We start from the raw sequence: 15794 nt of genomic DNA on the forward strand, positions 1-15794 counted from the left end.
ATATAGCCATCCTAAATGGTTGGAGGAAACGCCCCCCTTCTTAATGCTTTGCATAATTCAAAACTAAAGTAGGATGATGATGACGATCCTAAAACGTTAATTTATGAATCTTGGCAAGCGTAATCGTTTCTCTGCTAACAAAATTACTGTGCAACTACTACGCGAGGGGATAGTCGAATCGATCCACTCTTGCCAAGCGGCGGTGGTTGACACTCGCGGTCGAGTGCTTTCAGCCGCAGGTGATCCCCAGACGGCTACCTTCGCCCGTTCTTGCCTTAAGCCCATTCAGGCTTTACCCGTTTCCATTTCTGGCGCACAGGAACGGTTTAATTTTTCGGAAACCGATTTAGCGGTTATTTGCGGTTCGCACCAAGGCACGATCGCCCATGCTAGGCAGGTTTTTAGTATTTTGTGGCGTTGTGATGTGGAGCCAAGTGCTTTGCAATGTCCTCTACCAGAGTGCCAAAAGAGTCCTTTGCAACACAATTGTTCAGGTAAGCACGCAGGCATGATTGCCATTTGTAAACAACAGGGATGGCAAATTTCCTCTTATATGGATCGCCATCACCCCGTTCAAAAACTGGTTTTGAGTACGATGGCAGATTTATTGCATATGCCTGCTGCCGAATTTATTAGCGCCCATGATGATTGTGGTGTCCCCACCTACTTATTAGAACTGAGTCAGTTAGCTCACCTTTATGCGCTACTTTCAGCGCATGATCAATTACATCTAGAGCGAATTACGCGATCGATGACTCGTCATCCTGAAATGGTTTCTGGCAATGGTCAGTTTGATACGGAACTGATGCGTTTGACGAATGGCGAAATTTTGAGTAAGTCGGGAGCCGAGGGTGTGCAATGCATCGGACGGATTGGTGAAGGTTTAGGTTTGGCGGTTAAGGTGATGGATGGTTCTAAAGCCGCTAAGACTGCGGTTTCGATCCATTTATTAAAGCAATTGGGCTGGATTAGTCCCACTGTTGCCCAAAGTCTCGAAGAGTCGTTCCTCTCGATTGGCAAATATAGTCGTCTAGAAGCGGTGGGCGAATTATCTCTTGCATAGAAATATGGCGCTTCGCGCCGTATTTCTATTTTATTTGCTAATTTCAATTAAGGGAAGCAATACTCCATTTTGGATTTGTCCATTGGTGCTGAGTTCGCTGTGGCATAGATAGAGGCGATCGCCTGTACGCGCCAATAAATCTCGAAGTAACCTTTGGAGGCGTTGCATATCGGCTTGGTTTTGGGCTTCGGCTGTCCATTTTTCGCCATTCCATCCTTTTAGGAAGAGGGGAGCGGCGAAAAGAGCAGCCGATCCTCCCTGTAGCCAAAGATCGGAACTTGCATCTAGCCAAAATTGCCAAGGATGAGAAAGTCTTGCCATGCGGTATTGGAAGATGGTGGCGAGGACAACGCTATTTTGGGGAGGATTGGGGGCATAGGGATTAGCGGTGACAGTGCCTTGGCGAATGAGTTGGATAAAATCCGCCAGAATTGTGGCATCTGGTTGATCGAGACGAAGGCTTAATTGCCAATAGTATTGAGCAGTTTCGATGAGGGATTGGAGAGTGGCTGTATGTTCGTAATTGAGTTTGAGAGGTCGGAAAAAGATGTTAATCGCCCGATCTATAAATAGAAGTGGTGCAAGGGTCGGCGATTGTTGTTCTACCCATTGGCGCAAGTTTTCGTAGGCTTGATTGGCTTCATAGCCGAGTCGATTCCATTGGTTATAGGTTTCGGAGGGTAGAAGTTGGGGATTATCGGGATGGGGCGCGAAGCAATAGTCGGCAAGGATGCCAGCACGGACAGGATCGATCGCTTCGGTTAAAACCACTAGCATTTCGGCAATGTGATCGCGACTAATCAATTTACCGAGATGGGGATAGACCAAGGCAAGCAGAGTAAGCAGCGATCGCACTTGGGCGGAATGGGAAAGGGGGCGCTGATCGTTGAGGGGCTGAATATGGATTTGTTTTTTCTGTAATATTTCGGCGATCGCATAGTTGGCGATGTTATCGAGACCGGGGGCAATAATGGCGATATCACTAGCTTTTACTACTTCAGAGGTGATGGCTTCGGCGATCGCCTCAGCAACGTTGCGAAATAACTTGGCACGGGAAACGGATTCGATGGAATAGACATTCGGATAGGGTTCGAGAAATTGGAAACTGGGGCTGCTGACTAAGTCAATAACGGTTTCGGTGATTTCTGCCCCTAAAGTATTGGGTTTGGGTGGTAACTTCTCAACCTCACAGGCTGATTTTATTTCTTGCCAATAGTCAGGATCTGCGCCTAGTCCCAATCTCGCTGAACCATCGGGATTAAAGGTAAAGACACCTTGAGCATGGTTTTTAAGCAGAAATTTGCACAGATCACAGGCGATCGCGGGCATTTCATCAGCGCGATCGACAATTACATATTTAAATCTCTGTTTGAGTTGACGTTGGTATTGAGGATTGGGAAGTAAATGGTGGGCGAAGAGGTCGGTAATAATGCCATAGGTGAGTAATCCGCTTTCCCAGCAATAGTTGCGCCATTCTTGCAACGCTTCGCTAATTTCTTGCCATTGCTCTGGCTCGGAGGGTTGTATCTCCGCCGCAGGCGGAGATACAACCCCATTCTTTGGAGATTGCTCCAAAACTTCAAGGGAAGTAGTTTCGATACCCGCATTTAAAATTGTAGGAATTTCCGTAAGATCCCACCCACCATAGGCGGCTAGGAGAAACAAATCGAGTAATCGTCGCACAAGGCGATCGCGCCCGACTCCTTCCATTTGCAAAGTATTGGTATCTAGGCGATCTTTCCAAACTTTGCCTGCGAGTTCCTGTTCGTTTTCAACCCTGAGTAGCAAGGGGAATTGGGCTTTTAAGCTCAGTTTTTTGACTAATAATGTCCAAAATAGGCGGACTTCATCCCGAAAAAAGCTGAGAGGTGTGACAGCCGTGACGGGATAGCGTCCGTGGGTGATCAACATGAGGCGATCGCTAAGGCTGCGACGTTGTTGCGAATCGACGGTGAGGACTAGGACTTTTTGTGAAGCTGCTTGAGGATTTGGCTGGTTTGCAAAGTCAGTTTCTGACCACTGGCAAAATTCCTGCACCATGCGCTCAGTTTTATTGCTAAGACTACCACCCTCAATCCACAAATTAGGCATAACATCACATAAAATAGACAGGTGCAAAGCACGGATCTATTTTATGTTTTTTCTCTGTGTTTTTTCTTTATGTGGCGATCGCATTTAGCTCGAAGTTTACAGCAACATCTCAGCCAGCCTGAAGCTAAGTTTTTGCACCTAGCAACCGTTGGACACGATCAACGCCCCCGAAACCGCACCGTAGTATTTCGAGGCTTTTTAGAAAATGGCGATCGCTTCTCTACTCCGCTTACGGATTGCCTCAAAATTGTGACGGATATTCGCAGTCAAAAGGCGATGCAAATTGCCGAAAATCCTTGGGCTGAGGCAAGTTGGTATTTTACAAAAACGCGATCGCAATTTCGGATCTCTGGCAAATTGCTATTAATTGATCACGATTGCCAAGATTTGGAATTGCAAACTGCAAGGCTTGAGACATGGCAAGCGCTGTCTGATCCCGCCAGAATTCAATTTTCTTGGGCGCATCCAAGGGAGCCAAGGGTACATTTCCCCAAGACGGAGCCACCTGCGGCGGATGCGCCTCTCGCTTCTTTTTGTTTGGTGTTGCTGGAACCCTGCGAGGTTGATCGCCTTGAACTAAGAGGCACACCTCAAAATCGCTGGATCTATTGGCGAGATGATCAAGGAAATTGGCTAGAAAAAGAAGTAAATCCATAAAAGTGGCGGCGCTTCACGCCGCCACTTTTATGGATAAAAAGAAGTTCTAAGAGCTGCTTTTTTATCTGTGTTTTCTATTGCCGTAGCGAATGGAATTGATGAGTTGCTTAGGAAAATTAATAAAGCCTTGCCATAGGGAAATGAAGAAATTTTCGATTTTGAGAATGATGCCATCCAGCCAAAATACTACTACCATCACAGGATTATAGACGTAGCCTAACAATGCGGCATTTGCTTCAATCCATGCCCTCAGAGGGCGATCGCTTTCGGAATCGGTAAATGAAGAGGAATAGGCAAGTAATTCCTCTTCTTCTAAAATCATGCCACCATCTAAACGTTCTTGAGAAAGTTGGGAAGTTGTAGTTTCAAAATTTTGTAGCTCTCCCGAAGAGTTAATCGCCGCCATATCTGGGGACTTGCTAAAAGCGACGGATTCATATTCTAAAGGAAGGGGCCAGGGCCCGTTATCATCACCAAAGACATCTTCCATTGTCAGCCACGCTCCTTCGCTAGGCGTGAGGTCGGAGGTTTCATCAAGGGTAGGTTTATTCAATTGTTTACCAAAGAAATAGGCGATCGCTGCTTCGATGAGGCGTTGGAGTCGTTCAAGTTGGTCATCTATTTTGAGAGAATTTGCCCTGTCTTGATCTTGATTGCTTACAGAATCTTGAGGACTATTTTTGAGCGGCTCGGCTGCTTCGCCAAAGAAGGACTTAGGGCGATTACCACGCAGATTTGCGGCGGATTGCTTTTGATTGATTTGGCGATCGCTAGATGCTTGATTAATTCCACCCTTCATTCCATCATTAATGCCATCGTTAATTTCGCCATCACCAGCGATCGCTTTTTTGCCAATGAAATAATCAATGGCGGCGGCGATGAGTTCGCGCAACTGTTCGAGACGTTCTCTCGTGCTGAGGGGTGCGTTCTCTTTGAGCGCACTAAAAGCTTTAACTGAGTTTTGCGTCCCAGATTTTCCAGAATCTTGATTAGCACTAATGCGCTTTCTTCTTAACTTGGGGCTGTCTGGCAAAGCCTGACTAATATTATTCTCAGTTCCCTCAAGCCCTGCTATTTCATCACTTTTACCATTTAATTCATTAGCCTGATCGTTTGGGAGTTCAGTCCGAAATTTAGCATTCTTCGCTTCAGGATTTCCGAAAAAGTAGGCGATCGCTGCTTCAATGAGGCGACGTAATTGTTCGAGACTTCTATTTTTACCGAGAGCGACATTTTCCGCTAAGCCATTATTTTCTTTGAGTGCGTTTTGGTTTGCCTGACGTTGTTCTATTTCCTGTTGCCAGATTTCCGCAAAGATTTGATTGGCAAGTAATTTCTGTTCCATGGCTGTAGGAGCCGTCATATTTTGCGATGGTCGCTTGACGATCGCGGCAATTTTGCGGTCGAGCTGCAATTTGGTGCGATCTATCCAATTGAGAAATCTGGTGAGGGGACGCAAATTATTTGGCAAAATCTCCTCGGTCTCATTCAATAACCCTCTGACATCGGACTGCGATCGCAATTCTTGCTTTGGGGTATTTTTTTGGCGATCGAGGGCGGGAAAAGTACGCTTGGCGGTTGAGGCGATGAGGTATACAGGATATAAAGCCGCTTTGGCAACTTGATAAACAAGGAGGCGCGGTAATTCGTTGAAGCTAGGAATTTTTTGTAATTGTTGATCTAGCAATTGCCTTGCTCTGCGCCCTAGTTTGGCAGGCAAGGATTGGTCGATCCAGTTAAAAAGTCGGCTTTGATATCGTGGCATAGATAACATCATAAAAAAAGAGCGGCGCGATCGCATCTTTTTTGTCAGATTGATTGATTTTACTGTAAATAATCAGAATTATTAAGCTAACCAAAAAGCAAAATGTTATGACATTTCGCTATTGGTGCGGGCAATTTCCCGATAACGAGAAGGCGATCGCCTCCTTGATAAGTCCTAGAACTAAGAGAGAGCGTACACTTCGCGCACTTTTACCTTTATTGGTAACATAGATGCAGAAATATATTGAAATAACTCATGGCGATCGCATTTAGTAAATATCATGGCTTAGGCAACGACTTTGTATTGATTGATAACCGCCACAGCGCTGAACCCATCCTCACTCCAGAACAAGCAGAGAAATGGTGCGATCGCCATTTTGGCATCGGTGCAGATGGCGTAATCTTCTTGCTAAAGACCGATAATGGCGAACATCAGATGCGAATCTATAACTCCGATGGTTCCGAACCAGAAATGTGTGGCAATGGAATTCGCTGTTTAGCAAAGTTCATGGAGGATTTAGGAATCCCCACCGTTGACGGCAAATATTCCATTCACACAGGCGCAGGCTTGATCGTGCCGCAAATGGATGCCGATGGATTAGTAACCGTTGATATGGGCAAGCCCTTTTTGACTGCTGCCGAGATTCCCACCACTTTAGGCGAAAGCGATCAAAAAGTAGTAAACCTTCCCCTCGAAGTCGGTGGCAAAACTTGGAATGTGACTACGGTGAGCATGGGAAATCCTCACTGCATGACCTTTGTGGATAATGTTGATCGCATTCCCTTAGCCGAAATCGGCGTTCTTTTTGAACATCATCCTGTATTCCCTAAACGCACAAATACCGAATTTGTGGAAGTTGTTAATCGCGGCTATGTAAAAATGCGTGTATGGGAACGTGGTGCTGGCGCAACCCTTGCCTGTGGCACAGGAGCTTGCGCCACAGTGGTCGCAGGAGTCTTAAATGACCTATGCGATCGCACCTGTACTGTCAATCTCCCCGGGGGCGATCTCAAAATTACTTGGTCTGCCGAAAGCGATCGCATTTTGATGACGGGACCCGCCCAACTAGTATTTACTGGATCGGTATAGAGTTGTTTTCCCTCCTTTATAGGGAAACAACTCTATTGACTTAACACCTCAAACAAAAAACCATGACTGAAACTATTTTTAGCAAAATTATTAGGAAAGAAATTCCTGCGGCGATTCTCTACGAAGACGAGCTTTCTCTAGCTTTTCGGGATGTAAATCCTCAAGCCCCAGTGCATTTTCTCGTCATTCCCAAAAAGCCGATTATTAATCTATCGGATGCGACCGAAGCCGACCAGTCTTTGTTAGGACATTTGCTTTTAGTCGCAAATAAAGTCGCTACACAGGAAGGCTTAACAGGTTTCCGTCTAGTTACTAATAATGGAGCCGAAGCAGGTCAAACCGTCTTCCATTTACATATTCATGTCTTAGGTGGACGATCGCTCAACTGGCCCCCCGGATAATAAATTTGGCGTTAATATACTTGACGCACTTTACAAATTCTTACCCCCCTCAGTCCCCCCTTGGAAGGGGGGAAGTCTGAGTTCTCCCCCTTCCAAGGGGGAGTTAGAGGGGGTTCTAGATATTTGGTGTGTCAAGTATATAAATGCCATAAATTTGCGGCGCAAAGCGCCGCAAATTTAGAAAAATTGAGTGCGGACTCATTGGCAAAATAAAAAACTAGAGAAGTATATGACTGTTGTTGCCATTGATTTTGGAACTAGTAATACCGCGATCGCTATTCTTGAACATACAGAAGGCAATCGCCAAATTGCAAGACCCAAAACTTTACACTTCAGCGATATTTCTCACGAATTTATCACCCGATCGCCCAGCCCTATAGAAAGTCATCAGGTTTGGTTAGTGCCAAGCTTAGTCTATGTGGCTGGTCAACATCAATTTCTCATCGGAGAACAAGCGCGATCGCTAGAAAGTTTAAAAGAGAAATCTGCTGAGCAGGCAAAGAGGCGATTTAAAGGATTTAAGCGCGATATGGTCGCCAAATTTCAAGCGCCTGCTCGCGAAATTGATGGCGATTATTATGATGCGGAAGCGATCGCCGAAATATTCTTAATGGAACTTTGGCAAAGGCTCCAATCTCAAGACATTCAACCCACTCAATTGATTTTCACAGTTCCCGTGGGAGCTTTTGATTCATATCTGCATTGGTTCCGCAGTTTTGCCGCCAAAATCCAGTTCTCTAACTTTCAAATAATTGATGAATCCACCGCCGCCGCCCTTGGCTATGCGATTACTCGCCCTAACGCCTTGGTGTTAGTTATTGATTTTGGTGGCGGCACGCTGGACTTGAGCCTAGTTCGCACAGCACCGATTAATCATAATTCTCAAGCGTTCAAAGCCGAAGTGATCGCCAAGTCCGATGCCTATATTGGCGGTATTGATATCGATCGCTGGATTGCCGAACATTTTTTGCGTCAATTACAAATTGAGCGATCGCAATTGCCAGAATCTAGTTGGCTCAGTTTGTTAGAAATCTCTGAGAAAATTAAAATCCAATTATCTCTTGCTCAAGAAGTGCAGGAACATTGGCTTGATCCTGCAAATCAATTTGTCTACCAGCTAACTCTCATTCAAGATGAATTGACAGAAATTCTTGAACAAAACCACCTAATTGATCAACTGCGCGAAGCTATTGATGAAGTCTTATTGATGGGACTAAATAAAGGGATTAGTAAAGCGGCGATCGAAGAAGTTTTGTTAGTGGGCGGTAGTTGCCAAAATTTAGCAATTCAGCAATTGATTATTTCTTACTTTGGCAAATCTAAGGTCAAGCTAGGTAAACCCTTTGAAGCCGTTGCTCACGGAGCCTTAGTTTTAGGTCAGGATATCGCAATTGAAGACCATCTGCGCCATAGCTATGCCATTCGTCTATGGGAACCATATCTTAACTACTATTCTTTCTATACATTATTTGAGAAAGGCACAACCTATCCCTGTCAGCGTTCTGAGCCATTGATCTTACAGGCGGCGATCGCTGGTCAATCAGAAATTTGGCTAGATATTGGCGAGGTAGCTGAAGTTACTCAAGCGGAAGTTGCCTATGACCAGTCGGGGCGGATGACCAGCAGTCAATTGCTCAAACAGTCAGACTTTCGATCGCTAGCTATAAATAGTCCCGTTCGTCAAAATAATAGAGAAGAAGATATAGACAAAGTTTGTATAGCCCGACTTGATCCCATCGGTCAGTTAGGAATCGATCGCATTTCTGTCAATTTTAAAATTAATGACCGTCGCCTCCTCATAGCAACAATTAGAGATTTGCTTACTAATAAAATTCTCATTGATCAGCAGGCGATCGCTAAATTAGAATAAAACCCATGAAGATAAGGGGGGAGCGTTGCTCCCACTTATCTTTGGGAGTTTTACAGCAATTCCTGATCAAACGAAACACAAGAGAAGATCGATATAAAATTTGTGTTTAATTTAAGCTCTTGTCTAGATTTAAAGGGCTGAAATTTTGTAGAATCTATAAAGGTATAGCGATATTCATTAATGCTAAGAGCAAGCCAAAATCTGAAATAGGGTTGCGGCTCTTAACGATGTATCCCATATCCTGACACAAACTTTCAGTCGATGACAGGCAGCACTTGTGACTTATACGCGCTCAAAACATTCTCGCCTGATGATTGCTGTCTTACCTGACGAATCCTCAGCTTTTGAAGCATATCGTCTGCTTCAATGTCATGGTATCTCTCCTGAAAATTTGGCGCTAGTTGGTAAAGGCTATAGCAGTCCTGATAGTGTGGGGTTATTTAATCCCACTCGCACTACATGGCGCTATGCCAAACGAGCAATGCTTTGGTCAGGAGCGCTCAGTAGTAGCTTGGGAATTATTTTGCATTTACTGTTGAAATTACAATTGCCAAATCTTGACTGGTATCAGACCCTTTTTGTGATTACTTCTACTCTTGCGCTCATTGGAATGCTGCTTGGCGCTGCCCTTGGAACTCTATATGGTTGGTTTTTTAAAAGCAGTCTGTCCATTTCTTGTCGCAACTGTCTAGATCGGGGACAGTATTTATTAATGCTTGAAGGGTCAGAATCTTTAACGCGAAAAGGTCGAGAAATTCTTAATAGTTATACGGTAAAACCTCATTGATTGATAGCTGTAAGGGCTTCGCCGTAAAATAAGAAATTGACTGGACTGATTTTTTGGGTGTAGACGATAGCTTTTTAAAGAGAATTGGGAGAGATCTAGGCAATTTTTAAATAGTTTTTTATAGCTGTTGCCATTCTTGTTAAGACACAAAACCTAAGAAGCGAGTTGCGGCGCTTCGCGCCGCAACTCGCTTCTTAGGTTTTGATTTGTCCTAATGCAAGTGACCGCAGCTATAAAAACTTATCGCCATAAAAAACAACCCTTAACCCAAAAAAGGATAGCCTCGCTATCCTTTTTTGGGTTTTTATATCAAATTTAGTTTGTTGCTATACCTTGACGTGAATAGCTACAGCTATATTAGTAATAAGGCACTAATTATTCATATATTCTTTTGATCAGCTTGTAATACCAAAATCCAAAAAGACACAAAATGACCCATAGCCATTCTAATTTTATTTGTGAGATTAAAGGACTTGAGAGAATGCGCCTTAAACAAGCCTACCCTCTTAAATCATTTAGGATTGCTATATTCAGCTAATCCACCATCGGGCAAATTTTAATCTCTAATCAGTCAGTAAGTCATGATTCATTCTGATAAAACCAGTATAAAGATTCTAATTGTTGATGATTCGGAAACCGATCGCTGGCTTTTTCGTCATTATCTAACCAATAATCCTACCTATAATTACGATGTTCTCGAAGCCAAAAATATACACCAAGGTTTAGAAATATGGCGATCGCATAAACCTGATGTAGTCTTGGTAGATTTTAATTTAGTGGGGGAAACGGGGCTACAATTTCTTGAATCTCTGCATGAGGAAATTCAAGCAGAAAATCTGGAGAACGGGGAAGAAAAAATTTTAGAACTAAAATTGCCAGTCATCGTCTTGACGGGGCATGGTGATGACAAGATGGCGGTGCAGTCAATGAAATTGGGGGCTGCGGATTATTTGGTCAAAAACGATGTGACCGATTTCTCCCTGCACCAAAGCATTCTCAGTGTCAGAGACTACTTTGCGGTAAGACAGAAGCTCGCGCAATCTCAAAAGCGTGAATCAGTGGTTTCTCAAATTGCCTTAGGGATTCGTCAATCCCTTAACTTATATGACATTTGCCTAACGGTCACGCAGGAATCTCGTAAATTTCTGAAAACCGATCGCATGGTGATTTATAAGTTTAATGACGATATGAGTCGGCGGATTATTGCTGAAGACTTTGGGGAACCTTGGCAATCCTGTGGCGAATTAGTTAACGAATGTAATTGTTTTCAGTTGTCAGACCAAGTAGCTCAAGAATATCAAAACGGGAAAATTCTAGTTGCTAATGATGTGCTGAAGGCGAACTTTGCGGAATGTCATGTGCAAATGTTGCAGAGATTTCAAGTTCGCGCCAATATTGTCGTGCCAATTCTGGTGGTGGATGCTTCCGCCAATAATTTAGGGGAAGAAAACTTAGCGCCATCTGGGTTAAAAGATATTAATCGCGAACATCAGCACAAACTCTGGGGATTAATAATTGCCCACCAATGCTCAGCTACGCGCAATTGGGAGGACTGGGATATTCAATTCTTGCAACAGTTATCAGTTAATCTGGCGATCGCTGTCCATCAAGCCGAAATTCATCACGATCTACATAGGCTAAATGCAAGTTTGGAGCAGCAAGTGCAAACCCGCACGCAGGATCTCCGCACCAGTGAACAGAAATTAAGTTCTATTCTCAATTCCTTGCCAGATATTATTAATTTAATTAGTCATGATGGTATTTATTTGGAGTCAAAACGTGATAATCGTCTTTATGACTTGATTCCAGAAACAATAAATCCTGTTGGCAAGCACATTTATGAGCTTTTGCCAGAGCATATCGCCCACAGGCAAATGCAAGCAATCCACCAAGCGATCGCTACTAGAGAAATCCAATGCTTTGAGCAGATCTATCAAGTAGATCATCTCTACTATTACGAAGAAGTACGCATTGTGGCGATCCGTGACGATGCGGCGATAGTAATTGTGCGGGATGTGAGCGATCGCCGCCGTGCGGAGGAGTCCCTAAATATAGCGGTGGAAGCTTTACAAAAAAGTGAAGAACAACGCCGTCTTGCGATCGATCTAAATCATATTGGTTGTTGGGATTTTGATGTGAAAACTGGTCTTGCAATTTGGAACGAGAACCATCATAGGATAATGGGACTCGAACCAGACCAAGCTGAAAGTGGCTACGCAACATGGCGCGATCGCGTCCATCCCGACGATCTAGATTGGGTAGAAACAGCTATCAATACAGCTTTAGAAAATCACTCCATGCTGGAAGTGGAATATCAAATTATTCATCCATCGGGCGAAATTCATTGGGTGTTGTCTAAGGGGCGAGGTATCTATGACGATCTCTCCAATAAACCCGTGCGTATGGTGGGAGTTATATTAGACATTAGCGATCGCAAAAATGTAGAGCTAGCACTCGAAAAAGAATTTATCCGTAATAAAACTCTCTTTAATAGCTCCTTTGATGGCATCTATATTTTGGATAGTGCAGGTAAATTTATTGAGGTTAATCAAAGCTACGCCAATATCTTGGGCTACAGCATTAACGAAATGCTTAACCTCAGTATTTATGATATTGATGTTAAATGGACAAAAGATGAGCTAGATACAGGGTTGGCGGAGTTTAAGAAACAAAAAAAAGTGATGTTTGAAACCCAACATCGGCGCAAAGATGGCTCCATTTGTCATGTAGAAATTAGTGCTACTTCGGTAGATTGGGATAATGACATTGTTCAGTTCGGCATTTGTCGTGATGTAAGTAATCGGAAACTTGCCGAAGCAAAACTTCAGAAACAGCAGCAGGAGCTACAAACCCTTGTAGAAAATATTCCTGATGTGGTCGCTAGATTTGATCGGGATTTGCGACGTATCTATATCAATCCCGTGATTGAGTCAATTCGGGGGATTTCGGCTGAAGAGTTGATTGGTAAATCCCCCGAAGAAGTTCCTCTTCCTAATGCGCTCCTAGAGGCTCTCCATAAGGTTTTAGAATCAGGACAACAGGAGATCATTGATTTTGCCTATGATTCAATTAGTGGATTGAGATATTTTCAATCGCGACTCGTTCCCGAGTTTGATGCTAATGGTGAAATTATTTCCATTTTAAGTATATCTCGTGACTTTACGGAGCAGAAAGTTGCAGAACAAGCTTTGCAATATCGGGTTGAGCGTGAGCAACTCCTAAACTTATTTATTCAAGTTATGCGTAGTTCTCTAGACCTAAAAGTGGTGTTTAGATCTGCGACTGACGCGATCGCCAGATTACTGGATTTAGAGCAAGTAGCGATCGTGCAATATTTACCAGAGCGCAAAGTTTGGAAGCATGTAGCTGTTTTAAAGGAAAGTCCAGAGGTTTTTGATGATATAAGTTTAGAAATTCCCGATCTGGATAATCCTTTTGCAGCAAAGCTCAAGCAGAAAGAGATTGTACAAATAATTGATGCCGAAGCTATCGAAGATAAGATTAATCGTGAGATAGCCACAAAAGCTTCAGGAGCGTGGCTATTAGTGCCGATTATTGTGAATAATCAAGTTTGGGGTAGCCTGAGTTCGCGCAAGTTAAATAAAGTCACGCAATGGGAAGCTCAAGAAATTGATCTAGCACAGACGATCGCCAATCAGTTAGCGATCGCTATTCAGCAAGCTAATCTCTATCAACAACTCCAACAGGAGCTATCGGAACGCAAACAAACCGAAATCGCTTTAGCTCAAGCAAAGGAAGTCGCCGAAGCTGCTAGCAAAGCCAAGAGTGAATTCCTAGCCAATATGAGTCATGAAATTCGGACTCCCATGAATGGAGTAATTGGCATGGCTCAGTTAATCGCCTCTACACCTTTAAGGGAAGATCAAAGAAAATTTGTACAAATCATCTTAGATAGTGGAGATGCCCTGTTAACAGTAATTAACGACATTCTCGATTTTTCAAAAATAGAATCTGGGAACTTACAACTAGAAAGCAAAGATTTTCATATTATTGAAATTATTACTTCGGCTTTTAATCTTTTAAAGCAACAAGCCGTAGATAAAAACATCCAGATTCACATGCAAATTTCTCCGCAAATCCCTCATTTTGTAATCGGAGATAAATCTCGTCTACGTCAAATATTAATCAATCTATTAGGTAATGCCATTAAATTTACTAATCAAGGCACTGTTATCTTAAAAGTTGATGGACAATTTATTTCTGACACCATCTATAAATTTAAATTTGCGATCGCGGATACAGGCATCGGTATTGAGAAAAATCATATTACTAAACTGTTTAGACCCTTTACCCAAGCCGATGCCTCCATTAGTCGTCAGTTTGGTGGCACAGGTTTAGGATTAGCGATCTGTAAGCGTTTAATTGAGTTGATGAATGGCACAATTTGGGCGGAGAGTAGTGGTAATATCGGCGGCATCCCTGACACGAAATGGATTCCCCAAAATACTACTCAAGATGGTACAACTTTTTATTTTAATATCATCTTGCCGATCACCATTCATCAACCGACAAGTCAGAACTCATTAAATATCACGGTATCTAATTCCATCCTTAATCCTGAAGAAAGTCCTGTCAAAATTTTAGTGGTGGAAGATAATACTCTGAATCAAAAACTAGCAATATTAATGTTGCAAAAGCTAGGTTATAAAGCGGATCTAGTAGGTGACGGTAGTGAATGTGTGAATTTAATCCTTAATCAAGATTCTGGTTTAGCCTATGAATTCATATTTATGGATCTTCAAATGCCAATTATGGATGGAATTAGTGCGACAAGGTTGATTAGAAGTAGGCTGGGTAGTCCTGATAAACCTTGGATAGTGGCTCTGACAGCCGATGTTTTAATGGAAGAGCGCCAAGCCTGTATCGATGTGGGGATGAATGATTATATCAGTAAGCCTTTTAGCGCTAAAGATCTAGTCAGAGCTATATCGGAATATCTAAGAGTAAAATCCCAAAGATAAAGTCTAGAAATGTCTAGGCTTCAATCTTTTCAATCTTGATCAAAAACTTTGCCCAAAGAGGCGGGCGGCGTAGTCCTAATCGTGCTGAGGATGCCTTGCCTGAGCGATCGCGGCAAAGTTGATAGGAGGCGATCGAGCCATTCTCCAGAGGTCAGCGCTAACATCAAGATCATCAATACAAAGGGAGCCGTATTAAATACCTGAGTTGGCACATCGGGAATTGCGCTCTGGGCAACACTGGCAAGGGATTGTAAAATCCCAAACAGGTAAGTTCCAAGGGCAACCCGTAGCGGATTCCAGCCGCCAAAAATGACGATCGCCAGAGCAATCCACCCATAGCCTGCGGTATGTCGATGACTCCAACCTGCTTTAAAATCCAGAGAAAAGGCGGCTCCTGCAATGCCCATTAATGCGCCCCCAAGGAGCGTATAGAGATAGCGCATTTTAACGACATTAGTACCTCTAGCAAAAGCGGCGGCAGGTTGTTCGCCTACGGTTCTTAAAATCAATCCGCCTTGGGTACGATAGAAAAAGAACCAACTAAATAGAATCAAAATATAGCTACTGTAAACCAGTAAATCACTTTGAAATAGCAATTTACCAAGAACAGGAATACTTTCAAGAATTGGGATTTTGAAACTGGGAACGGTGATTCCTTCTACCCTCACAATAGGATTACCGAGGAATGAGGATAAATCGCCACACATTAGGGCCAGCACAAAGCCGATGGATACCTGTGATTGTTTGAGCGTAATCGCGCCAATGGCGACGATAAGAGCGATCGCTGCTCCCACGAGCGCCGCCGCCGCAAATCCCAAGATGAGACTATTGGAGAATTTAGCTACGGCAAAACCCGTCATCGCTGACATGAGAATTGTGCCTTCGGCGGAGAGATTGATTACGCCTGCGCGTTCGGTGATAGTTTCGCCAATCGTGGCAAAAATCAAAGGTGTAGAGGTGGCGATCGCTGTCGCTAAAATCGTAATGATATCCATAGGTTTGTGCTTGTTTAATTAGGTTTGAACTTACGCAGACTTTTGTAAGACCCTTACCCCTAGCCCCTCTCCCAACAAGGAGAGGGGAACAAGA

Annotated in this window: 10 protein-coding genes; 7 read left to right on the plus strand and 3 right to left on the minus strand. The window is 43.4% G+C overall.

Annotation, left to right across the window (positions count from 1 at the left end; all coding sequences use genetic code 11):
• The first annotated feature begins 103 nt into the window (after positions 1-103).
• Positions 104-1063, plus strand: a complete 960-nt coding sequence (locus H6F42_RS01695) for an asparaginase (protein WP_190397615.1) — start codon at positions 104-106, stop codon at positions 1061-1063.
• Positions 1064-1093: 30 nt separating this feature from the next.
• Here H6F42_RS01695 and H6F42_RS01700 read toward each other — a convergent pair whose 3' ends face one another.
• Complete coding sequence (locus H6F42_RS01700; protein ID WP_190397616.1) at positions 1094-3154, minus strand: hypothetical protein; 2061 nt, start codon at positions 3152-3154, stop codon at positions 1094-1096.
• Positions 3155-3175: 21 nt separating this feature from the next.
• Between H6F42_RS01700 and H6F42_RS01705 the strand changes: the two genes are divergently transcribed.
• Positions 3176-3811 carry an Npun_F5749 family FMN-dependent PPOX-type flavoprotein gene (locus H6F42_RS01705; protein ID WP_347272279.1) on the plus strand — a complete coding sequence of 212 codons (636 nt, stop codon included), beginning with the start codon at positions 3176-3178 and terminating at the stop codon, positions 3809-3811.
• A 61-nt stretch (positions 3812-3872) separates the two neighbouring features.
• Here the strand turns inward: H6F42_RS01705 and H6F42_RS01710 are convergent, their stop codons facing one another.
• On the minus strand, positions 3873-5576 hold the full coding sequence (locus H6F42_RS01710; RefSeq protein WP_190397617.1) for a hypothetical protein: 1704 nt from the start codon (positions 5574-5576) through the stop codon (positions 3873-3875).
• A gap of 255 nt (positions 5577-5831) precedes the next feature.
• Here H6F42_RS01710 and dapF point away from each other — a divergent pair, with 255 nt between their 5' ends.
• The 5 genes from dapF (at position 5832) to H6F42_RS01735 (ending at position 14705) form a co-directional block, all read left to right on the plus strand.
• On the plus strand, positions 5832-6665 hold the full coding sequence (gene dapF, locus H6F42_RS01715; protein WP_190397618.1) for a diaminopimelate epimerase: 834 nt from the start codon (positions 5832-5834) through the stop codon (positions 6663-6665).
• Between the two features lie 62 nt (positions 6666-6727).
• On the plus strand, positions 6728-7066 hold the full coding sequence (locus H6F42_RS01720; RefSeq protein WP_190397619.1) for a histidine triad nucleotide-binding protein: 339 nt from the start codon (positions 6728-6730) through the stop codon (positions 7064-7066).
• Between the two features lie 229 nt (positions 7067-7295).
• Positions 7296-8936 (plus strand): Hsp70 family protein, encoded by a 1641-nt coding sequence (locus tag H6F42_RS01725; RefSeq protein ID WP_190397620.1) that lies wholly within the window; start codon positions 7296-7298, stop codon positions 8934-8936.
• Positions 8937-9213: 277 nt separating this feature from the next.
• Positions 9214-9723 (plus strand): hypothetical protein, encoded by a 510-nt coding sequence (locus H6F42_RS01730; protein ID WP_347272280.1) that lies wholly within the window; start codon positions 9214-9216, stop codon positions 9721-9723.
• 581 nt (positions 9724-10304) lie between these two features.
• On the plus strand, positions 10305-14705 hold the full coding sequence (locus H6F42_RS01735) for a PAS domain S-box protein (protein ID WP_190397621.1): 4401 nt from the start codon (positions 10305-10307) through the stop codon (positions 14703-14705).
• Between the two features lie 29 nt (positions 14706-14734).
• Here the strand turns inward: H6F42_RS01735 and H6F42_RS01740 are convergent, their stop codons facing one another.
• Entirely contained in the window at positions 14735-15700 is a 966-nt protein-coding gene (locus H6F42_RS01740; RefSeq protein ID WP_190397622.1) for an ABC transporter permease, read from the minus strand.
• Between the last annotated feature and the right edge of the window lie 94 nt (positions 15701-15794).

It is taken from the genome of Pseudanabaena sp. FACHB-1998 (genome assembly GCF_014696355.1).
Taxonomy (GTDB): Bacteria; Cyanobacteriota; Cyanobacteriia; order Pseudanabaenales; family Pseudanabaenaceae; genus Pseudanabaena.

Excerpts from the sequence above, each read along its gene's own strand:
- H6F42_RS01700 (WP_190397616.1), bottom strand. The coding sequence starts at position 3,154 with ATGCCTAATTTGTGGATTGAGGGTGGTAGTCTTAGCAATAAAACTGAG.
- dapF (WP_190397618.1), top strand. The coding sequence starts at position 5,832 with ATGGCGATCGCATTTAGTAAATATCATGGCTTAGGCAACGACTTTGTA.
- H6F42_RS01740 (WP_190397622.1), bottom strand. The coding sequence starts at position 15,700 with ATGGATATCATTACGATTTTAGCGACAGCGATCGCCACCTCTACACCT.
- H6F42_RS01735 (WP_190397621.1), top strand. The coding sequence starts at position 10,305 with ATGATTCATTCTGATAAAACCAGTATAAAGATTCTAATTGTTGATGAT.
- H6F42_RS01710 (WP_190397617.1), bottom strand. The coding sequence starts at position 5,576 with ATGCCACGATATCAAAGCCGACTTTTTAACTGGATCGACCAATCCTTG.
- H6F42_RS01720 (WP_190397619.1), top strand. The coding sequence starts at position 6,728 with ATGACTGAAACTATTTTTAGCAAAATTATTAGGAAAGAAATTCCTGCG.
- H6F42_RS01695 (WP_190397615.1), top strand. The coding sequence starts at position 104 with ATGAATCTTGGCAAGCGTAATCGTTTCTCTGCTAACAAAATTACTGTG.
- H6F42_RS01725 (WP_190397620.1), top strand. The coding sequence starts at position 7,296 with ATGACTGTTGTTGCCATTGATTTTGGAACTAGTAATACCGCGATCGCT.